Below are 22,022 nucleotides of genomic sequence, written 5' to 3' on the forward strand. Positions count from 1 at the left end.
AAGCAAGAGAGTAACTAGACTATAATTAGATTTATCATTATATGAACGGAGGTGTCAGTATGTTTTTAGAAGATGTGAAGCGTGTAAGATTTGTCCTTATTATACGTGGAAAATTTGCGTTTTTTGCTAAAAATTGGTGGAGTCTGTCTAATTTTAAACAAATACATCTTCTAGAGGAATACTGACACAAATTCCTCTAGCGATATGGAGGAATAAAAAATGAATATCGTCAATGTGAGTCAACTCACGAAATCATATGCCGGAGATAAAGTTTTTGATCATATTAAATTTGAAGTGAATAAAAATGATCGAATTGGTTTAATAGGTCGAAATGGTGAAGGGAAAACGACTTTATTTAAATTATTAGCTAAAAAAGAGCAAGCAGATGAAGGCTTTATTAGTATTGCTAAGGGTGTCAAAGTAGGACTCCTAGCACAAATTCCAAATCTACCGCACGATGCTATTGTAATCAATCAGCTTTATCAAGCTTTCGACACTTTGAATGGTATCGAACAACGAATGAGACAGCTGGAAGTTAAGATGGTTGAAGAGTCGGATGACATCGATCAGATTTTAAAGCAATATGACCGATTACAAAATGAATTTGAGTCTTTAGGGGGTTACGACAGAGATTACAAAATTGATTTTGTGCTCAACGGTTTAAAAATTGCATATCTTAAAACGCAACAATGGTCCGATTTATCTGGAGGGGAGCAGACAAAAGTAGGTTTAGCGATGTTGTTACTCCAATCACCAGAATTGTTACTGCTTGATGAACCTACGAATCATTTAGACATAGAAAGTATTGAATGGCTAACAAAGTTTATCCAACAATATAACGGTGCCGTGATGGTAATTTCACATGATCGTTACTTTCTAGATGAAACGGTCACTCAAATATTAGAAGTTGATCAACATCAGTTATATGTATATCCCGGTCAGTATTCAAATTTCGTCATTGAAAAAGAGAAGCGTATTTTAAGCGAATTTAAAACATATCAAACTCAGCAGAAGAAAATTCAAAAAATGAAAGCCCAAATTAAGCAATTAAAAATATGGGCGAACCAAGCGAAGCCACCCAATGCGTCGATGCATCGTCGTGCAAAAAGCATGGAAAAAGCTCTAGCGCGGATTGAAGTCAAACCTAAGCCTCGATTAGAGCATAACAAAATGAAATTAGATATCGCCCAAACAGAAAGTGCTTCAAAAGATATCTTTGTCTTAAAAGATGTTGCTAAAATGTATGATGATATCTTATTTGAAGGGGTAAATATGAAAATTAGACACCATGATAGAGTGGCCATTGTAGGTGCAAATGGAACAGGTAAAAGCACGCTATTAAAATTGTTGTTAAAAGAGATTGTGCCTGACGAAGGTCATGTTCAAATTGCTGAAACAAACCGCATTGGTTATTTGGCCCAACATCAATTTAATACTGGAGAGATGTCAGTACTTGAAGCTTTTAGACAATATGCGCATGTGTCAGAAGGAGAAGCGAGAAACCATCTGGCAAAATATCTTTTTTATGGGTACGATGTCTATAAAAAAGTAAAAGATTTAAGTGGTGGCGAAAAGATGCGTTTAAGATGGGCGCAAATGATTTCTCAACAATTCAATGTGCTCATACTTGATGAGCCGACAAATCACTTAGATATTGATGCCAAAGAAGCATTGGAAGAAGCTTTAGAGGAGTTTGATGGCACGGTTATTGCAGTTTCACACGATCGATATTTTCTGGATAAGCATTTTTCAAAAACATACTGGATTGACAATAAACAGCTTCATTATTATCCGGGGCATTACAGTTATGCGAAACAAAAAAGAAATTAAGATGTGAGACAAAAATCTAATTGATGACACAGTTCTGACTCAATTTTCCAAGGTTAGAACGTATTTGATCATTAAAATAGATAACAACGGAAATCAACAAATCACTAAGAAATGAAAAAAGGTAATGTATTCATAAGCGATAAAAGCTTATCGCTATGAGCAGCATTACCTTTTTATTGATGTGTTAGACATGTTTTGCAATAAGTGCTAAAGAGTGTTTTCTATTCTCCTCACCATAGAGTTGGGGAAATAATAAAAGTTCATCAGCATCAAATGTACGTTGCAATTCGTGGAGTTTATGCGCTACGGTTTCTCCATCCCCACTGATGATACGAGGTTCGTTTTCGGCGCGTTTCTCAAGTTCACGTTCACTCCAATTTTTCTGTTGTATCGTTTCTGGACTTAATAGTGTTTTCGGTTGTTTTAAATAATGAATGCGTTGCAACCAGTAATGTAGACTGTCTTCTAATTGTGCACGGATCTGACTATCCTCATGTGCTAAGACGAAAGTAGAGACAATGACATAAGGTTGCTCTTCAGGGTGATAGTGTTGAAATTGTTTTCGATAATGTTGAACAATACGTTGTTTTTCTAAAGTTTTTTGTCCGAAAGCCCCAAATACAAAAACAGCCCCTAATTGTGCGGCGCGTTCTGCACTGTTTTCACTCGTACCTAAGATACAAAATTGCGGTTGGGTTTCAATGATAGGCATTGCTTTTAAATGCTGAAAACGATGTGGGGTCGAGGTGTCATTGTTAAAATACTTTGTTAAATCTATCAATTGTTGATCAAAGTCTGTTAAAGTTTGTTTGCCTTCATTCAATGCTTGAGACACATTTTGAAAACTAGGCGATTTTCCAAGTGCAATATCGACACGTCCAGGATGGCGTGCTTCTAGCATTTTAAAAGTTTCTGCTACTTTATATGGACTGTAATGTGGCAACATAATGCCCCCGGCGCCAACATGGATGCGTGACGTTTGTTCTAAAATCATCGTTGCTAAAATTTCAGGTGCTGTTGATGCGACGGAATGAACTTGATGGTGCTCAGCTAGCCAATAGCGGTGAAAGTTCAATTTTTCAGCATAACGCGCGAGATCAATACTATGATTGAGTGCTTCTTGCGGTGTGCGTCCTTCAAAAATAGGACTATAATCGAGAATGCTGAGTTGCATATAAGACTTCCTTTCCAAGCGTGTTATACTACAATTATCAAGCAAAATAAGCATAAACACGAGTACAATGCTTAAAAATAAAAAGAAAGTAGGGAATGAAATGGAAGCCATTATCGCAAAGAAAGCTTTTTCTATATCAGAAGGAAATTGTTTTGAAAAGGTAACACGTGAACGCCCCGAACCGACAGAACATGATATTTTAATCAAAGTGTATGCCACAGGAGTCAATCCTGTTGATACGAAAATGCTCAAACGCCGTTGAATCAGTCAGAGCGTGTATTAGGTTTTGATGCAGCAGGTGTGGTGGAACAAGTAGGCTCAGCGGTTAAAGGTTTTAAACCAGGAGATCAAGTTTTCTATTCGGGTTCAAATCAACGTGATGGCTCAAATCAGACCTATCAATTAATGGATGAACAATATGTTGCACATATGCCTAAAAATCTCTCTTACGAGGCATCAGCGGCACTACCTCTAACAGCGATTACCGCATATGAAACGTTATTTGATGTATTTGGAATTTCCACAGACGCTGAAAAAAACAAAGATCAAACGTTGTTAATTATTAATGGCGCAGGGGGTGTGGGGAGTATTGCAACACAAATTGCAAAAGCATACGGCCTAAACGTGATTACAACAGCTTCACGCGAAGAAACAATCGAATGGTCTCAAAAAATGGGTGCCGATGCTGTTTTAAATCATAAAAGTGATTTGAAAGCTCAGTTTAAGGAACAACAACTTAAGCAGCCGAATTATATTTTCTGCACATATGATACAGATGGTTACTACGATACGATGATTGACCTTATTCAACCTAGAGGGCATATTGCGACGATAGTTGCTTTTCAAAATAAGCAAGATTTAAATGCGTTAAAAGCTAAAAGTATTACTTTGACACATGAATTTATGTTTACAAGAGCAGTACACGGTGTGGAAGAACAGATGTATCAAACTTATCTAAAAGATGTCGCAGAAAAGATTGAACAGGGCGTCTATCAGTCTACACTGAATAATGTTTTAGAAGGTTTAACAGTCGATAATTTATTTAAAGCGCATCAACAGATGGAATCACAAGCACATATCGGTAAGTTAGTTATAAAAATAGCTGATTAAATTCATTGAAAGAGGGAATGTGACTGTAAATCGTTAGTTTAAGGGGAAAGTATATATGTTAAAGCAACAAAATCAAAAGGTTAGTTTAGTTTTTTGGATTGCTGTTGTGCTGTGTAGTTTATTTGTTCTGATTGGGGCGATATTCCCGGAACAAATGGAACAACAAACGCAAGCCATCACGCAATGGATTGGTTACCATTTTAGTTGGTACTATTTATTACTTGTACTTGCACTTTTTTTAGTTTGCATTTATTTACTCTTTTCGAGATACAGTCAGATTACACTTGGCAAAGAAGGTGAGGAACCAGAGTTCTCTTTAAAATCTTGGTTCGCAATGTTATTTAGTGCTGGTATGGGAATCGGGTTAGTTTTCTGGACAACAGCTGAACCGATTTCTCATGCATTTAAAGCCTCACCGATACATAAAACTGGGACCCAGGCAGCAATTGATGACAGTTTGCAGTTTTCGTTTTTCCATTGGGGTATTCATGCTTGGGCAGTTTATGCCATTGTCGCATTAGCTTTTGCGTATTTTAATTTCCATAAAGGGTATCCCGGTTTGGTCAGTGCAACGTTAACACCTTTATTTGGTGCGAAACGTATGCAAGGACCTCTAGGACAGATGTTGGATGTGCTTGCGATTATTGCGACAGTCACGGGTGTTGCGGCCACTTTAGGCTTTGGCGCACTACAAATTAGCGAAGGCTTAAAGTTTTTATTTGGTATTCCCGCTACGTTTACAACACAAATCATTATTGTCATAATCGCAACGGTCTTGTTTACATGGTCGACATGGTCAGGTATTAGTAAAGGGATAAAAATGTTAAGCAATATTAATATGTCTTTAGCTTTTGCTGTCGTCCTCATCGTTTTTCTTATTGGACCGACACTTTATATTTTAAATATGTTTACAAATAGCCTCGGCAATTACATCGCTCACTTTTTTGATATGAGTTTACGTTTATCAATTGATAATCCGTCAAAAACGAAATGGATTCAAAATTGGACTATCTTTTATTGGGCATGGTGGATATCATGGGCGCCTTTCGTTGGTATCTTTATTGCACGTGTTTCAAGAGGACGCACAATTAAAGAATTTATCATTGGTGTTCTTTTCGTTCCGTCATTTGTCTGTTTTATTTTCTTTGCTGTCTTTGGTGCTTCTGCGATTTATTTACAGAATCATGGGATAGCAGATATTGCATCAGAAGCTATGGAAACTGCGACTTTTGCGACGCTTGAACATTTTCCATTCGGTTATGTGATTAGTATTGTCACACTCGTAGTCATTATGATATTTTTTGTCACTTCTGCAGACTCTGCAACCTATGTTTTAGGTATGTTAAGTACAAAAGGTGATAATCATCCGAAAAATTGGGTAAAAGTCACTTGGGGCATTATGTTAGCTCTGTTTGCGCTCATCATGCTATTCACTGGGGGCACACAAGCGATTCAAAACATACTCATTATTGCCGCTTTACCTTTCTCATTTGTCATCATTTTAATGGTATGGGCGTTATTTAAAGCATTATCGGCTGAACGTCCACGTTTAAAGAAAAATATAACAAAATATCAAAAGAGATAATTACAAAAATATTAATTTTTTTGAACAATATGACATGATTTTAGTTTTTATTACAAAATTAAGGGTAAAGAGTTGGTGTAACAAATTGAATAGGAGGTGGCATTCGTAATGACACGGATCAAAAATTTTATTCTTGGCCTATTGATTGTCATAATTGTAGGTTTTCTATTATTTATGTATATCGATTATAAACCGATCAAAAGTTACCAAGACTATTTTTATCAGTTTAACTGGTTCTACCCATTACTGATAGGTTTAGCAGCATTCTTAATATTAATCGGTTTAATTCTATTCTTCAGAGCATTTAAACCTACATATCGTAAACCAGGATTGTATAAAGACTATAAAGATGGTCATATTTACATTTCTCGAAAATCAATCGAAAATACTGTTTACGATACAATTGCGAAATATGATGCCATTCGTCAACCTAATGTTGTATCAAAACTATACAATAAGAAAAATAATAGTTTCATTGATATCACAGCGGATTTTCTGGTGCCATCAGAAGCGACGAATGTCCAATCGTTAGTTGAACAATTACGCTTAGATATTAAAGAAAGCGTTGAACGTTTTTCTGAATTACAAGTTAAAACAGTAAAAGTCAATGTGCGTGACCAAAAACGAGACAATGGTCCACGCGTTGTGTAAAGGAGGGGTCCTATGTCTAACCAAAACCAAAATGGTCAAGGTGAACGAGATGCAGTTGAGCAATTTGCAACACTTTTGCAAAATTATAAATGGCGAATTATTGGGTTCTTCTTTTTCCTCATCATTGCTATCTTGTTTTTAACACTTGGCTTCTGGAAGACTGTTCTAATCGTCGTGTTATGTTTAATCGGTGTTGGTGTAGGGTATATTAAAGACCGTACGCAAGATTTTTTGAATTTCCTCAATCGATTAAGTTAATACATGCAAACGGAAAAAATTTAAAACATTTCGATTAAAATAAACAATAAAGGAGTTTTTAATTATGGCTGTAGAAAATAACAAAGCAAAAGAAACTTACAATAAAGAAACTGGTGTAAACGAAAGAGAAAGACAACAATCACAAGAAAATCAAGGACCACAATTTTCTAATAGCTTAACATTCTCTGATGAAGTTGTTGAAAAAATTGCAGGTATTGCTGCACGTGAAGTTCGCGGAATCTTAGACATGAAAGGCGGCTTTGTAGATAGCATTAGTGGTTCATTCAGCGGTGGCAACAATGTAACACAAGGTGTATCTGCTGAAGTAGGCGAAAAACAAGCAGCTATCGATCTTAAAGTTATCTTAGAATACGGTGAATCAGCACCTAAAATTTTCCGTAAAGTAACTGAATTAATCAAAGAACAAGTGAAACACATCACTGGCTTAGATGTTGTAGAAGTGAACATGCAAGTTGATGATGTGATGACACGTAAAGAATGGCAACAAAAAAATGAAAAAAATAGAGACCAAAACGAAAACAAAGGTTTACAATAAGATTTAACCTTTGAAGCAATGGGTTTCAATATAATTAAAATCAGATAAACTGACGTAAAGAAGCGGCTGGGATAACGATATTGTCCCAGCCGCTTCTTAATTATTGCATTGTTGCTTGCTTTCCTTTGAGCGATAAAATAATGATAAAACCTATCAATCCAATGCCAGCTGCAAAATAGATTGTTGCGTGGAGATGAATATGTGAAACGATTAAACCTCCAAGCATGGCGCCAAATCCAATGCCTGCATTTAAAGCTGACATATTCCAACTCATCACTTGACTATGATCACCCTCAACTTGATCAATCAAGCCCGATTGTACAGCAGGGTTTGTACTCCATTGAATGATATGCCAAACAAACAATCCAATCAGCAGTAAAATCGTCGTTTGCCATAAAGCGTTTAATAACAGCATAACGACTACAAAAGCTGAACCGCTCACTGTGAGCCATGTCTTGAATGAGAATTTATCTGTAAAAAATCCGCCTAACGATGTGCCACACATTCCCGCAACACCGATAATTAGTAATGCTAAAGAAACGAATTTAATGTCATGACCGCCAGATAAAATCAATGGGTTAATGTAAATATAAGCTACAGAATTTGCTGTTAAAATAATAAAAGTGACTGATAATAATTTGCTCACTTCTAATTTGCTTCGAATTCGAGTCGAATAGGTGTTTTCCGTCGCGTAGGTCATTTTTAAATGCGTGGGTAAGTAAAGCGTAAGCAATAGTCCGGCAAGTAGCCCCGCGACAATAATTAATCCAAAAGTATAGCGCCATCCTATCCAATCACCAATTAATGTTCCAATAGGGACCCCGAAAACATTTGCCGCACTAAAACCTGTATAAACGAGACCTAGCATTTTACCCCGGTTTTCAGGCTTTGCGAGCACAACAGTTATCGCTAATATTTTAACAACGATGAGTGCTGCAGCGGCAGACGAAAGGATGCGTTCAATAATTAATATCGTAAAATTAGGAGATAGTGCAATCATCAAATTACCTAATACGAAGAAAGCAATTGAATATAACAATACATACTTTGGTGAATATTTTTCAGTAAGTTTGACTAAAATCGGTCCTGTAATCGCAAAAGTAAAAGCATAAATCGTAACAAGCTGACCGATCCATGCTTCAGAAATATTTAAATCAGTGCTCATAAGATTCATAATGCCAGCGACGACCATTTCAACCATACCTACAATGAAAATACTTAACATAAAAGTTAAGGTTCTCATGATAGTCATAGCAATACTCCTTGATAGTATATTCAGTTCTGTTTTTCATTTTAATACAATTGGTTACAATAAGAAATACTTACGCCTTTATCTGTATTAGATAGAAGTAGACCGATTATATTTTAGCCATAAAAATTTATCATTGAGAAGTGTCATTGTACGCATAAACGAAGTCATAGTATACGAAGTTTTACAATAAATAGCGCTAAGATGTTTTCTATATAAAATCATCCTAGCGCTATTTATTTATGGAATTAATGTCTCAGTCTGATCCTAATCCTAGAGCTATGGTGAGGAGCATATAGGCCTTATTATAATGACATACATTTCCAAAAGCGCAATTGTCATTTAAATGTGCCTCTATTTCCCAGTTTCTTGAAATTCCATATATTTATTCTGATGTCATGTGAAGCGGATTATCTACTTTAATATAGGTGTAATGATGGGCTTCATCTATGAGGCGCATCGTTGTCACACATTTATAGTCAATAACGGGGTTAAAAAATGTTTGATAAATAGTGTTGATTCGTTCTTGATTCATTTCTGTTTGTTTTATTCGATCAAAGCATTGTTGGATTTGTGTTTGTACAATTTGCCACAACTTGTTTTCTAACTGTTCATCTTTGTAGTAATATGCAATGGCTGCGACGATTTCACCTAGATGGTTTTGAATCGTAGAATAAAAAGCTTTATTAAAAACTGAAGTCTGGCTCTCAGTTAATATTCTAGATTTTTCGTGAAAATCAGATGTGTCATAGCCCATAGATGAAAGTTGTTGCTGGTCAATTCTCAAACCTTCGAAATCACGTATAAGCATTTGTTGGAACGCACCTGTTCTATCATCGAACACTGCAATCGTATTCTGTAGATGTGCTTCTAATGCAATCCCATACTTCACAAGCAAAGGTACAACATAATCAATCAGTGCACGTGCATAAGGTGCAAACCAGTCTTGACACAGTTGTGACATGTCGACAGAACGTCCTTGATGCGCAGCAAAACGTTCGATAAGTTCGATGACTAATGTACGATATTCGCCAGGTTTATTGACAACAAAGCTTGATGGGATGAGCGCAAGTGCATTATCATCGAGTAAATCATAAATATTTTCTCGATAAAGTGTGCCCAATTGCTCACTTCGCTGCTCTTGATATGCAGAATCTTCATCATTTGGATGATAAAAATGCGCACCTGCAAGTTCCGGAACCGCTTGTGTGGCGACATCTTTAAATAATGGGTCATTGTGCGCGATATGCGTTAAAATATTTGTCATTAAAGGCCCATTGTGTGTTGTTTGCTCGGACAATGTACGAATTTCCCCTGTAATATGGACATTCGTCGAAAGTTTTATATGAGGTGTCTGCTCAGGTTTTTCAGGCATTAACGTACGGAATGACAGACCGGCGTAATAGTTTTGTTGATACGTCAAAGGAACAATGATTTGTTGACTTATAGCATCTTGATATTCTTCAGTGATGATATGTGCGTACTGCCAAGGGTGTACAATTAAAGGCACATAGTTATTCAATGACTGCGATGATGCTTCCAATTGATTTTGAGCTATTTCTTTTAATCCTTCAAATGCACCATAAACGACCTCAGCATAATTTGAATGCGCAGACATCGTTCTTGCGTAATCTCGATGTATTAAAATAAATTGCATTGGAATGCCATGCTGATACTCTGAGGAGTAACATATCGTTTCTTTGGCAGTCATCCCTTTTCGAAGTTTTGCGCCGGGATGAACGGGATGCCCCTCAATGACGAGTTGCTCTGAAGTTAGATAACGATCATTTTGAGCTTCGATGTACTCAAGAAGCGTCGGAAAATCATTTAATGGGTGCTGCGCTTGATAACTCAACGCTAAAGCCATATGAGCAGCACTGTTTTCTAAATCATCTCGAAATTGTTTCGCCGCTTCACCATCATATTGTGTATCTTCTTGAATGATAACATCCAAAATCTCATTTGGATGTAAAACGCGTTTATCTTCGCCACTTTCATGATACCAATAAAAAGGACCTTCTAAGTCGATACGGTTGAATGCATGTTGTCCTTTGATTTTTGCGAATAATATTCGTCCAGTATATGTAAAATGAATGCATAATAATTGGCCTGCAGGAATGGCACAATTTTGAAAATGTTGTGCTTCTTTTATTTCACAATGATCAAAGCCGCCAACTAAGTTTTCACGATAAATCGATGCCATTAAACGAGCAGTGATTTTATCGCGGCTGGATAATATGTTTTCTTTAAATAATTGCGCCCAGTTCGAATCGATTTCGACGAGCGTTTGAAAGCATTCTTGTTCATCTTTTGTCAAAAGAATGTCAGTTTTTTGCTGATTTCTCTCTTTATTCATGAGTACACCTCATTCATTTTATTTTACAAATAGTAAGATGATTCGTATAATCCATAATATCGGAAATGAGAACCGTTATCAATTAAAGAAGGTGAAGATTTTGGCAAAATGGTTTTTTTCGAGTACCTTTTTACTATTTCTGGGTAACTGGATTGGGCAAATTGCACTTAACTGGTACGCTTATCAATTAAATCATAATGCGATGGATCTTGCATTAATCAACTTTTTTCGATTAGCCCCTATATTCTTATTAAGCTTATGGGCGGGCGCCATAGCAGATCGTTATCGACGAAGTACTTTGATTAAATTGACAGTAACGAGTTCATTCCTTATTACAGGTACGCTCACGATTTTTGTCTTAACAATGGGTGAATTACCAATGACATTTTTATACATTTATTCATGTTTACGTGGATGTATGAGTGCCATTGAAACACCGGTCAGACAAGCAGTCCTACCTGATATCTCTGAACGGCTATCCATCTCAAAAGTCGTTTCTTACCATTCTTTTATATTAAATGTATGTCGCTCCATCGGCCCAGCAATATCGGGCTTTATTATTGCAATTTGGGATATTTCTATTGCATTTGTCATCCAAACGGCTTGTTACCTTTTAGCATTATCTCTAAGTTTACCACTACAATTGATGGTGAAAAAACAAAACAAGGCACCCAATTTTTCTTTACCTATCGCATGGAACTACTTTAAATTAAACGTTGTGAGTCGAAGAATATTTACGACATCGTTTTTAATTATGGCGATGGGGTATTCCTATACTACTATGTTACCCATTTTGACCAATGAGTTATTTCCTAAAAAAGCATCCATCTTCGGCACGGCAATGACTTTTAGTGCAATAGGTGGAATACTCGCTACTTTGATTATTCCATATATTTTAAAAACAGTGTCGACAGATAAATTTTATTTCTTGAGTTCAGTCTTATTCGGTCTCGCTTTAATGTTACTCTACCCATTTGGAACGACAGGCTTATTTATCGCTATATTCTGTGTGGGGTTATTTGGTCAGTTTGCGCGTACAACAAATCGAATATATTTTCAAAATGATGTAGAAGAAGAAAACAGGGGAAAAATTTTAAGTATCGTCATGATGGACAGAGGTATGATTCCATTAGGCGCAGTAGTATTGAGTTATTTTACGGAACGCATTGGGATTACAACTACTTTTTTAGTAATGGGAGTGGCAACGACACTTATCGCAATATTGGGGTATGCAATGAATCTTAAAATAAACGGAGGAAAGACAATCCATGACAACCATTCATCATCTAAATGCTGATCAAAATATACAATATCGTATTCTCGTTGCATGTATCAAAGAGCGGCTATTCCCTGAACAAACAGCAGTTCAATACGAAAAAGATAAACTTGTGATTCAGTTGCACCAACACATTTTACATGTTGCGTGTGTCGCGAAAAGTATGCTTTTTCAATTTGAATTAGAGGGACCGATTTATGAGAAAGTGAATCATGAAGACGTAGAGATTCAAACGGTTGAAGAATTGTTAGCAATACTTGAAGGCAAATTTGGTATTGAATTTCATGAACAGTTAGTAAAGGAATTATTACATAGTCGTCTTGGACTTGAATTGAGTTACCAACAGCTAAGACAACGCCAAAGTATGATGCGTCATTCTTTGAAATTTTCACGAATGCCAGAATCACTTAATTTTATTGCATGGCTAAACCATATTAATGATGACTCTGATTTTTCAGCTTTAGGTTATACAGAGGGGATGGTTTGGAACGGCCATCCTTCACATCCTTTAACGAAAACAAAATTACCACTTACTGTTGATGAAATTCAAAAGTATGCGCCTGAGTTTATGAAAGTCATTCCTTTAAAAATTGTACTTGTCCATCAAAGTATTTTAAAATTTACGTCAATGACAGATCAAGAAGATTTTGTACTCAGAGAAATTATTCCAGATATGGAAAGTCAATTGAGACAATGGATGCAAATGTATCAGTCATCTTTAGATGAATATCGGGTGATGTTTGTACATCCGTGGCAATATGAGAATGTGATTACTGAAAAGTTTGGTCGATGGATTGCTGAACATCTCGTTATCCCAACTCCTTTTACTGTAGATTCAAAAGCGACGTTGTCATTTCGAACAATGAGATTGCTCAAATATCCGTTTCATATTAAATTGCCTATGAATGTTCAAGCGACAAGTGCTGTCCGTACAGTATCAACAGTGACAACAGTAGATGGTCCAAAATTAAGTTATCAACTTCAAGATATGTTGGACATTTATCCAACATTAACGATTGCTGCTGAACCTTATGGTGCGTATATAGATGTTGAAGCGGATCTTGCACGCCAATTTGCGATGATTGTGAGATACGCAATAGAGGATAAAAAACAAAATCATACACAGATTGTTACAGCGGCTTTGACACAAATCAATCCCGTTGATGGTCAAATCGTGATCGATAGTTTGATTGAATACTTATACGGTGAAATCAGCGAAGATACAATCATACAGTTTATGACACAATATATGCGTGCATTCATCCCACCACTTATCGGCTATATTCAAAAATACGGCATTGCTTTAGAAGCGCATCAACAAAATACGGTTTTACAAATCGATAAGGATACACATGCATTGTCATTTATTGTGCGTGACTTAGGAGGTTCTCGTATTGAACCTCAAACATTAAAACAGACGGTCCCAGAGTTGACTGTAACAAACCAAAGTTTAATCACAGAAAATATAGATGAAGTCATCGCTAAATTTCAGCATGCAGTTATTCAAAATCAACTCGGTACAGTAATCCATCACTTCCATCATCGACATGGAATCAATGAGAAGGTACTTTACAACGTTGCCGGTGAAATCATTGAAAATGCGATAACACCGAATTTAAATCATGCGCAAGCGCTAAAAAGATTATTATTTGGTAAGAAAATGACGGTTAAAGCGTTACTAAATATGAGAATGGAACAAAAAGTGAAGCAATATGTGCAAATAGATATTGATAATCCGCTAGAAAGAGAGATGTAGCCTATGCCACAACTTCATGTTAATTTAAGTAAAATCAAATATAATGCAATGGCATTACAACACATGCTTTCAGAACAAGGTGTTCGAATGATTCCTGTAACGAAATGTGTAGGTGGAGATATCAAGGTTCGAGAAATGTTACGTGACATGGGCTTTAGCACACTTGCTGAGTCTCGACTCTCCAAAATGACACATCATCAAAAACAACCGACGCAACAAGATATGATGATTAAAGGCGCTTTGCCACATGAGATTGAAGATGTGGTCGTGAAAAGTCAAGTGAGTATTCAAACAGAATTTTCAACGATTCAAGCATTGAATGATATGGCCGTCCAAAAAGGGGTTAAGCATGCGATTTATTTAATGGTTGATTGGAAAGACGGCAGAGAAGGTGCATTGACATATGAAGTCGTGCATCTTGTTAAAAAAATTGTCAAACTCAAAGGTATATATCTGAAAGGCTTGGCATTTAATTTTATGTGTTTTCGACCCATCCAACCGACAGAAGAAGATATCGTTTATATGAATTATTTTATAGAATCGGTTGAACGTGATACAGGCGTTCGTTTTAACTCTATTTCAGGAGGCAATTCTAGTCTGTTGACTTTAGCGATGTACACGGACTTGGGCAGAATTAATGAACTTAGAATCGGTGAGGCGTTATTTAGAGGATACGAGACTTCCTACAACATGCGTTTACCTTACTTGTATGACGATGCAATTTTATTGAGTGGAAGGATTTTAGAAATTAAACCGCGCTTAGATATTGAAAAGCGACAAGCTTATATGCAGGCTATCGTCGACGTTGGACAACTTGATACAGTCATTGATGGTATCCAACCTATCGAATCCCATTTGAAAATTGTTGGAAGCTCAAGTGATGCTCTAATGATTGATCTAGGTCACTCGGATTATTATCAATTAGGTAATGAAATTACTTTCCAATTAAACTATTCAGCTTTAGCTCAAAGTATGCATATGCCACATATACCGAAAAATTATATTGAAGATAAAGGCATTGAACAACTCATTAATGGATTTGTAGAAATAAAAAAGAATAATTTTATAAAACAGAGTTGACAATGAGAATCGTTATCAACTATTATATAATTATGTAAATAAAACAACATCATTAAAGGAGTGGCAATGCAGTGAAGATGAAGAAATGGATGGGATTTTTAGCAATCGTGGCAATCATGCTTCTTGTTGCAGCATGTGGGAATGTCAGTGATTCTGGCAAGTCAGATTCTAAAAATGACACACAATCAAATGGGAAAAGTGTAGAAATTAAACATGCGGGTGGCACAACTAAAATTGATAAAAAACCTAAAAAAGTGGTTGCTTTAGAATATTCTTTTGTTGATGCGCTTGTTGCATTAGGTGTTAAACCTGTAGGTATTGCGGACGATGGTAAGAAGAAAAATATCATCGAACCTATTCGTGATAAAGTAGGCGACTATAAATCAGTAGGTTCACGTAAACAACCGAACTTAGAAGTGATTAGTGAGTTGAAACCGGACTTAATTATTGCAGATAGTAACAGACATAAAAACAACTACGAACAATTAAGCAAAATTGCACCGACAATTTTATTACCAAGTTTAGACTCAGACTATAAAGATAACATCGAAGCGTTTAAAACAATCGGTAAAGCTTTATCAGAAAAAGACAAAGCAGATCAACGTTTAAAAGAGCATGAAGAAAAAATTGATAAATACAAAAAAGAAATTACAATGGATAAAAGTAAGAAAGTTTTACCAGCTGTAATTTCTCAATCAGGTTTCTTAGCACATTCTGACCAATCTTACGTAGGTCAATTCTTACATGATTTAGGTTTTAAAGAAGCTTTAACAAAAGAAGTAGCTGATCAATTACCTGAATACTTAAATGCACCATACTTAAATATGAACTCAGAACAACTTTCTGATGTTAACCCACAACGTATGTTTATCATGGTTAACGGTGAAAACGATCCACACTTAGCGAAAATGAAAAAAGATCCAGTATGGAATGAAATCGATGCTGTTAAAAACGATCGCGTTCACGTTGTAGATCGTCAAACATGGGCTAAGTTTAGAGGTCTCATTTCTTCTGAAGAAATTGCTAAAGAATTAGTAGAAATTTCGAAAAAAGAGAAAAAATAAGTTGCTTTTGAATGAAAAGGAAGGGATGACACATCATCATGTGTCGAAGTGAGCGACTTTTTCCTTTCCCTTACAATGCAATATAAAAGGTGATTTCATATGTCAAAATTCAATCAAAAAATTTATGATGGACATCACCAGAGAAGACGCACTACGCTTACTTTTATTGTAAGCGTGTGCTTTCTTATTTTTGCAATTTATTTAAATCTTGCAATTGGTTCATCAAAAATTTCATTTCAATCACTTATCGATTATTTCTTTCATCTAAAGTCAACGAAAGAAACATTTTTAATACATAGTGTTCGTATGCCGCGATTAATTGCAGGTATTTTAATTGGAGCTGCGCTCGGTGTAGCCGGTGTTTTAATGCAAGCGATTACTAGAAACCCATTGGCATCACCTCAAATTTTTGGTGTAAATGCGGGTGCATCATTTACTGTTGTATTAATTACAGTTTTAGTCCCAAGTTTAGCAAGCAACACGATAGTATTTGCATTTGTAGGAGCTTTTATTGGTGGTTTAGCGGTATATACCTTAGCGGATACAACTAAAGGGATGACACCGATAAAACTGGCACTTGCGGGGATGACCATTCATTTATTTTTCACAAGTCTGACGCAAGGTATTATTTTATTAAATGAAGATGCGACTACGACGGTAATGTTTTGGCTTGTTGGTGCACTGCATACGATTAAATGGCCACAAATATTTCAAAGCTTACCTTGGATTGTAAGTGGTTTAATTGCTGCATTACTGCTCGCACGTCAGTTGGCGATTTTAGATTTAGGAGACCAGTTGGCGACAGGCCTTGGGCAAAATACGAAATTAATTCGTGCTTTATCTGGATTGATTGTCATTGTTCTTGCAGGGGCTAGTGTATCCATTGCTGGACCTATTGGTTTTGTGGGCTTAATTGTTCCTCACATCGTGAAGCACTATCTCAATCGCAATTACTTTTTGATCATTACGTTATCAATGATTATGGGAGCGAACTTGCTTCTGATTTCAGATGTAATCAGTCGACTTATCACTTTTCCATTTGAATCTCCAGTCGGTATTGTGACATCATTTGTTGGTGCATTGTACTTCTTATGGATCACAATGAGAGGAGTGAAAGCGCGATGAAGATTAACTTTACAAAACGTTACGTTATTGTCACGCTACTTCTGATTGTGTGTGCGATTTTAAGTTTGAGCGCTGGGGCAGTTTGGATTTCACCAATCACAGTGCTTAAAGAGGTTTGGACGGGCAAGCAATTTATTTTGACAGAATATCGCGTTCCAAGAATGTTGCTCGGTATTTTAGTCGGTTTTGCTCTAGCTGTTTCAGGTGCAGTCATTCAAGGCGTGATTCGAAATCCACTTGCATCTCCAGACGTCATTGGGATCACTAAAGGGGCAAGTTTGGCTGCGGTTATTGTTATTATCGTTTTTCCAACAGCACCTTTATTTGTCTTACCACTCGCTTCGTTTGTAGGCGCACTTGTTATTAGTTTGATTTTATCGCTTTTAATTAGTTTAAAAGGCATTAAAGGTTCGCAACTAGCGCTTATAGGGATGGCCATCGGTGCTGTCGCAATGGCGTTAGTCCAATACTTATTGATTCGAAGTCCGATGGAAGCGAATATTGCATTAGTGTGGTTAACGGGAAGTCTTTTTGGGCGTTCAATGGATCATGTATTAACCATTTTACCTTGGATGATCGTCTCCTTACCGGTAATTTTCTTTTACGCTAAAAAGTTAGACATTCTTCATTTAGGAGAAGAAGTTGCGACAGCCTTAGGTACACCTGTAAAAAGAACGAAAATGATTTTGTTATTTGCAGCTGTTATGTTAGCAGGTTCTGCGATTTCAGTTGTAGGTGGTTTGAGCTTTCTTGGGTTGATCGCCCCCCACATAGCAAGAAGTATTGTAGGGCATAGACACGGTCATATTATAGCAATGTCAGGTTTAGTTGGTGCTTTATTAATGGTGATTGCAGATGGATTGGCACGCGTCATTGCACCACCTATTGATATTCCTGTCGGAGTTTTAATCGCTGTGATTGGTGCACCATACTTCTTATATGTCTTACGTAAAATGTAATGCCAAAATATGCATTTAAACGTATTAATATTCAAATAAACATTGCATAACGTCTTCAATATCGGTATAATAAATACCAACTATTGGAGACGTTTTTATTTTAATGGGGGACATATTTGAAAAAGAGAAAGGCGTTAATTATGGAAAAATATACAAAGAAACAGTGGACAATTGGAAAATTAAAATTCATCTTACTTTCGATTATCGGTGTGATTTTATTTTTAATTCCTATACCTGTAGTAGAAGATGGTAAGCATACTTCAACCTTACCGATTGCTTATTTAGCCAAGCAATTTCAAGCACTTTTTGGTGGTTTAATGCCATGGATTATCGTTGCGATTATTACGATTTCTGGCATTTTAACGTTATTATATAGTACCGTGTTAAAATCAAAAGTAAAAAAAGATAGTTTTAGAGCAAACGCATTTATCGTGACATGGCCTTGGTTGGTGATTCGACTCTTATCAATCATTTTTGTATGGATTACATTTTTAAAAATCGGATTGCCATGGGTCTATTCAGAAGATACAGGTGGGCTTATTTTTACTGGATTGTTGCCTACATTAGTTGCGGTATTTTTCTTTGCGGCAATCTTTTTGCCATTACTGCTCGAATACGGACTCCTTGAATTTTTAGGTCCGATTTTTAGACCTGTCATGCGTCCATTGTTTACGTTGCCAGGGCGTTCTACAATTGATAACTTAGCGTCTTTCATTGGAGACGGTACTGTAGGTGTCATGATTACAAGTAAGCAATATGAGCAAGGATTTTATACACGCCGTGAAGCAACTGTTATTGCAACAACGTTTAGTGTTGTTTCATTAACATTTGCTATTGTTATCGCTGAAACGATTGGTCTTATTGATCATTTTGCGTTATTTTATAGTACGGTGATCATAGCGTGTTTAGTAGCAGCGTTCATTATGCCAAGAATATGGCCGTTACGTTCAGTAGAGGACCATTATGTTGATGGCGTTTCAGCAAAAGAACGACCTGAAAAACAGTATGATTATAAAGAAGCGCTTAAAAAAGGTTACGAAGATGCTGTCATCACAGGCTATAAAGCACCTGGATTAAAATTATATATGGTGACTGCCTTTAAAACGGTAATGGATATGTGGCTTGTCGTTATTCCGGTTGTTATGACGATTGGGACATTAGCTACAATTCTTGCGACATATACGCCTATATTCACTTGGATAGGCATTCCTTTTGTTCCGATATTAGAATTTCTTCATGTTCCAGAAGCACATGCTGCATCTGAAACAATGATTATTGGGTTTGCGGACATGTTCTTACCTTCAATATTAATCGAGGGCGTTCACAGTGACCTTACACGTTTTGTTGTCGGTGTGTTAAGTGTATGTCAATTGATTTATTTATCTGAAGTTGGTGGCGTTATTTTAGGATCTAAAATACCGGTAAGTATTGGAAAACTATTTATAATCTTTTTGATTCGTACAATCATTACGTTACCAATTATTGTGCTTATCGCGCATTTATTTTTCTAATTGTTTATACATTGAATTTTAAGAAACTGTACTTCGTATCTATTGCAGCTGAATATCAATTTTTTATAAGTAAAATCGTGAATGATGATATGCATAAACGAAGTTATATCATATGGAGTTTTATAATAAAAGGAAGCGCTAAGATGATTTTCAATTAAGAATCATCTTAGCGCTTTTTATTTTGGGATTAATGTCCCAGAATGCTTATATTGTGAATTAGTTAACTGGGAATCATCAATAATCTCAGTTTACTTCGTGACTTCGTTATATACTTTTTTATCATTAAATGTATAAATAATGTATTGTTGGTCGTCAGTGTCGATGATGACACGATTTGTTTTACCAAATGTAGAGCCAATGCGCGATACTCTTTTAGAATCTGTTTCAGGAACTGCGTGAATATCTTGATCCTCTGTTACATTACGGATTTGATCATTCGGAATTCGAATATCTGCAACTCTCCATTGAATATGCACTTCATTTTCATTTTTTTTAACTGTCATAGCCATTTCACTGACACATCCTTTTTCAAATTTTGTACAGTTATTGTATCTTATTGAAAACGTTTTTGCAACAATTATGTGATACTTTTTGATTTAATATGTCATACTAATTAAAAAGGCGATAAAAGAGCGAAAATATGTTCGTATGACAGAACAGATTATGTTATAATCCTTTCATAATAGTGAGGTGATGAACATGACTGGTAAAACACACTCTGCTGCTGGTGTTTTAGTGGGTGCAGCAGTTGCCACACATTATCAACTTGATATTTTTGAAATGACAACAAGTATTGTTTTATCAGCTTTAGCGAGCATCTTTCCCGATATTTGCCATACAAAGAGCAAAATCGGTCAAAAACTCCCTTTGCTTAGCTTTATTATCAAACATTTGTTTGGTCATCGGACATTGACCCATTCATTGGTTTTTGTTTTAAGTATTTATTTTGTCTTACATATGATAGAAACACCGATTTACTATATGATTAGCATCATTTGTGGTATGCTTTCACATATAATATTAGATATGTTAACACCTAGAGGCGTACATTTATTTTTTCCAATACCGGTTCGAGTACGTTTCCCAATTCATTTCAAAACTGGTGGTTTGATGGATTTATCTTTGGCAACAACTTTTAGTCTTGTGACGATATATGTCTTATTTGAATCGAGTGTAAAGCATCTTCTTTTAAATGGATTTTAACTGTTGTTGTATTGATTTTAGGCACTGAATACAAACAAACTTAGCGTCAAATCACAGCTTTATTAAAGGAGCGTATAATTGATATGTTAGATAAGAATAAACTTGAAAAGTATGGACAGGGTCATCTGAATGAGTATGAAAAACTAATGAGCACGAATGAAAAAGAACGACTTAACCAAAAAATTGATACTTTAGATTTAGAGGCAATTCATTCACTATATGAACAGGTTTACGTTAACCGTCAAACCATCAAAGACGTTTCTTCTGTTCAAGAGATAAACTATGAAGTCAAAGCTCAATTGCAAGAAGAGACAATTGAACTGTACAAATCAAAAGGTATCGATGCGATTCGCGAAGGACAATTTGCGGTCTTGCTTTTAGCGGGGGGACAAGGAACACGTCTAGGTTATCAAGGACCCAAAGGTTCATTTCAAATAGAAGGAGTCAGCCTGTTTGAATTACAAGCGAGACAGTTATTGCAATTAAAAAATGAAACTGGGCGTTTTGTAGATTGGTATATTATGACGAGTGATGTCAACGATAAAGAGACGAGAGCGTTCTTTCTTGAACATGATTATTTTGGCTATCATCCAGAGCATGTATACTTTTTCAAACAAGATAATATCGTCGCCTTAACAAAAAATGGTCAATTAGTTCTTGATAAAGATGCTTTAATTATGGAAACACCGAATGGAAATGGAGGCGTTTTTAAATCTCTTAAAGCATCTGGTTTATTAGATCAAATGGCTGAACGCGGCAATGAGTATATTTTTATGAATAATATCGATAATGTACTTGTTAAAGTTTTAGATCCTCTATTTGCAGGCTTTACCGTACATCATCATAAAGATGTAACATCTAAGTCCATTGAACCTAAGTTAGGTGAAAGTGTCGGTCGATTAGTTGTTAAAGACGGAAAAGATACTGTTTTAGAGTATTCTGAATTTGATAGAGATGAAATTGCTGACCAATTTAAAAATGCGAATATAGGGATTCATGCTTTTAGACGTTCCTTTATCGAAGCGGCTGTGGATAAAGCATTACCTTATCATTTAGCAATTAAAAATTTAGAGCAATTAGATGAAGATTTTGGGGTTGTAAAAAAAGAAACGCTAAAATTTGAACTTTTTTATTTTGATATTTTTCAATATGCAACTTCATTTATGACGCTACAAGTGCCAAGAGCGGAAGAATTTAGTCCGCTCAAAAACAAGGAAGGTCGAGATAGTGTAGAAACTGCGTCAGCGGACCTTAAACGTATGAATATTATTGAATAGGG

Annotated in this window: 18 protein-coding genes and 1 pseudogene; 15 read left to right on the top strand and 4 right to left on the bottom strand. The window is 36.0% G+C overall.

Going from position 1 to position 22,022, the window contains the following annotated elements; genetic code table 11:
- Window positions 1-219 precede the first annotated feature (219 nt).
- Window positions 220-1,830, top strand: a complete 1,611-nt coding sequence (abc-f, locus tag HMPREF1208_RS10600; RefSeq protein WP_016426382.1) for a ribosomal protection-like ABC-F family protein — start codon at window positions 220-222, stop codon at window positions 1,828-1,830.
- 184 nt (window positions 1,831-2,014) lie between these two features.
- Here abc-f and HMPREF1208_RS10605 read toward each other — a convergent pair whose 3' ends face one another.
- Window positions 2,015-3,004 (bottom strand): LLM class flavin-dependent oxidoreductase, encoded by a 990-nt coding sequence (locus HMPREF1208_RS10605; protein ID WP_016426383.1) that lies wholly within the window; start codon window positions 3,002-3,004, stop codon window positions 2,015-2,017.
- 100 nt (window positions 3,005-3,104) lie between these two features.
- Here HMPREF1208_RS10605 and HMPREF1208_RS10610 point away from each other — a divergent pair.
- From HMPREF1208_RS10610 to HMPREF1208_RS10630, 5 genes and pseudogenes are all read left to right on the top strand, one after another.
- Window positions 3,105-4,114, top strand: a pseudogene (locus HMPREF1208_RS10610) (zinc-binding alcohol dehydrogenase family protein).
- Window positions 4,115-4,169: 55 nt separating this feature from the next.
- The gene (locus HMPREF1208_RS10615; protein ID WP_016426386.1) at window positions 4,170-5,699 is read left to right on the top strand and encodes a BCCT family transporter; all 1,530 of its coding nucleotides are present in this window, start codon (window positions 4,170-4,172) and stop codon (window positions 5,697-5,699) included.
- 108 nt (window positions 5,700-5,807) lie between these two features.
- Window positions 5,808-6,350, top strand: coding sequence for an alkaline shock response membrane anchor protein AmaP (gene amaP / locus HMPREF1208_RS10620; protein ID WP_016426387.1), 543 nt, complete (start codon window positions 5,808-5,810; stop codon window positions 6,348-6,350).
- Window positions 6,351-6,362: 12 nt separating this feature from the next.
- Window positions 6,363-6,608, top strand: a complete 246-nt coding sequence (locus HMPREF1208_RS10625) for a DUF2273 domain-containing protein (RefSeq protein ID WP_016426388.1) — start codon at window positions 6,363-6,365, stop codon at window positions 6,606-6,608.
- A 64-nt stretch (window positions 6,609-6,672) separates the two neighbouring features.
- Complete coding sequence (locus tag HMPREF1208_RS10630; protein WP_016426389.1) at window positions 6,673-7,164, top strand: Asp23/Gls24 family envelope stress response protein; 492 nt, start codon at window positions 6,673-6,675, stop codon at window positions 7,162-7,164.
- A gap of 100 nt (window positions 7,165-7,264) precedes the next feature.
- Here HMPREF1208_RS10630 and HMPREF1208_RS10635 read toward each other — a convergent pair whose 3' ends face one another.
- The gene (locus HMPREF1208_RS10635) at window positions 7,265-8,416 is read right to left on the bottom strand and encodes an MFS transporter (RefSeq protein WP_016426390.1); all 1,152 of its coding nucleotides are present in this window, start codon (window positions 8,414-8,416) and stop codon (window positions 7,265-7,267) included.
- A 382-nt stretch (window positions 8,417-8,798) separates the two neighbouring features.
- Window positions 8,799-10,769 (bottom strand): IucA/IucC family protein, encoded by a 1,971-nt coding sequence (locus HMPREF1208_RS10640; RefSeq protein WP_016426391.1) that lies wholly within the window; start codon window positions 10,767-10,769, stop codon window positions 8,799-8,801.
- Window positions 10,770-10,869: 100 nt separating this feature from the next.
- Between HMPREF1208_RS10640 and HMPREF1208_RS10645 the strand changes: the two genes are divergently transcribed.
- The 7 genes from HMPREF1208_RS10645 (at window position 10,870) to HMPREF1208_RS10675 (ending at window position 19,540) form a co-directional block, all read left to right on the top strand.
- Window positions 10,870-12,066, top strand: a complete 1,197-nt coding sequence (locus HMPREF1208_RS10645) for an MFS transporter (RefSeq protein WP_016426392.1) — start codon at window positions 10,870-10,872, stop codon at window positions 12,064-12,066.
- The gene (locus tag HMPREF1208_RS10650; protein ID WP_016426393.1) at window positions 12,038-13,801 is read left to right on the top strand and encodes an IucA/IucC family protein; all 1,764 of its coding nucleotides are present in this window, start codon (window positions 12,038-12,040) and stop codon (window positions 13,799-13,801) included. Before HMPREF1208_RS10645 ends, HMPREF1208_RS10650 begins: the two co-directional genes overlap by 29 nt.
- 3 nt (window positions 13,802-13,804) lie before the next feature.
- On the top strand, window positions 13,805-14,881 hold the full coding sequence (locus HMPREF1208_RS10655) for an alanine racemase (protein WP_016426394.1): 1,077 nt from the start codon (window positions 13,805-13,807) through the stop codon (window positions 14,879-14,881).
- A gap of 71 nt (window positions 14,882-14,952) precedes the next feature.
- Window positions 14,953-15,945, top strand: a complete 993-nt coding sequence (locus tag HMPREF1208_RS10660) for an ABC transporter substrate-binding protein (RefSeq protein ID WP_016426395.1) — start codon at window positions 14,953-14,955, stop codon at window positions 15,943-15,945.
- Window positions 15,946-16,044: 99 nt separating this feature from the next.
- Window positions 16,045-17,070 carry a FecCD family ABC transporter permease gene (locus HMPREF1208_RS10665; protein ID WP_016426396.1) on the top strand — a complete coding sequence of 342 codons (1,026 nt, stop codon included), beginning with the start codon at window positions 16,045-16,047 and terminating at the stop codon, window positions 17,068-17,070.
- Window positions 17,067-18,029 (top strand): FecCD family ABC transporter permease, encoded by a 963-nt coding sequence (locus tag HMPREF1208_RS10670; RefSeq protein WP_016426397.1) that lies wholly within the window; start codon window positions 17,067-17,069, stop codon window positions 18,027-18,029. The genes HMPREF1208_RS10665 and HMPREF1208_RS10670 overlap by 4 nt, the downstream gene beginning before the upstream one ends.
- A gap of 140 nt (window positions 18,030-18,169) precedes the next feature.
- On the top strand, window positions 18,170-19,540 hold the full coding sequence (locus HMPREF1208_RS10675) for a YjiH family protein (protein WP_016426398.1): 1,371 nt from the start codon (window positions 18,170-18,172) through the stop codon (window positions 19,538-19,540).
- A gap of 248 nt (window positions 19,541-19,788) precedes the next feature.
- Here HMPREF1208_RS10675 and HMPREF1208_RS10680 read toward each other — a convergent pair whose 3' ends face one another.
- A complete protein-coding gene (locus HMPREF1208_RS10680; RefSeq protein WP_016426399.1) occupies window positions 19,789-20,049 on the bottom strand; it encodes a SunI/YnzG family protein in 261 nt (86 codons plus the stop codon).
- 190 nt (window positions 20,050-20,239) lie between these two features.
- Here HMPREF1208_RS10680 and HMPREF1208_RS10685 point away from each other — a divergent pair, with 190 nt between their 5' ends.
- Both HMPREF1208_RS10685 and HMPREF1208_RS10690 read left to right on the top strand, forming a co-directional pair.
- Entirely contained in the window at window positions 20,240-20,743 is a 504-nt protein-coding gene (locus HMPREF1208_RS10685; protein WP_016426400.1) for a metal-dependent hydrolase, read from the top strand.
- A gap of 83 nt (window positions 20,744-20,826) precedes the next feature.
- Window positions 20,827-22,020, top strand: a complete 1,194-nt coding sequence (locus HMPREF1208_RS10690) for a UTP--glucose-1-phosphate uridylyltransferase (RefSeq protein WP_016426401.1) — start codon at window positions 20,827-20,829, stop codon at window positions 22,018-22,020.
- Window positions 22,021-22,022 lie beyond the last annotated feature (2 nt).

Source organism: Staphylococcus sp. HGB0015, assembly GCF_000411275.1.
Classification (GTDB): Bacteria; Bacillota; Bacilli; order Staphylococcales; family Staphylococcaceae; genus Staphylococcus; species Staphylococcus schleiferi.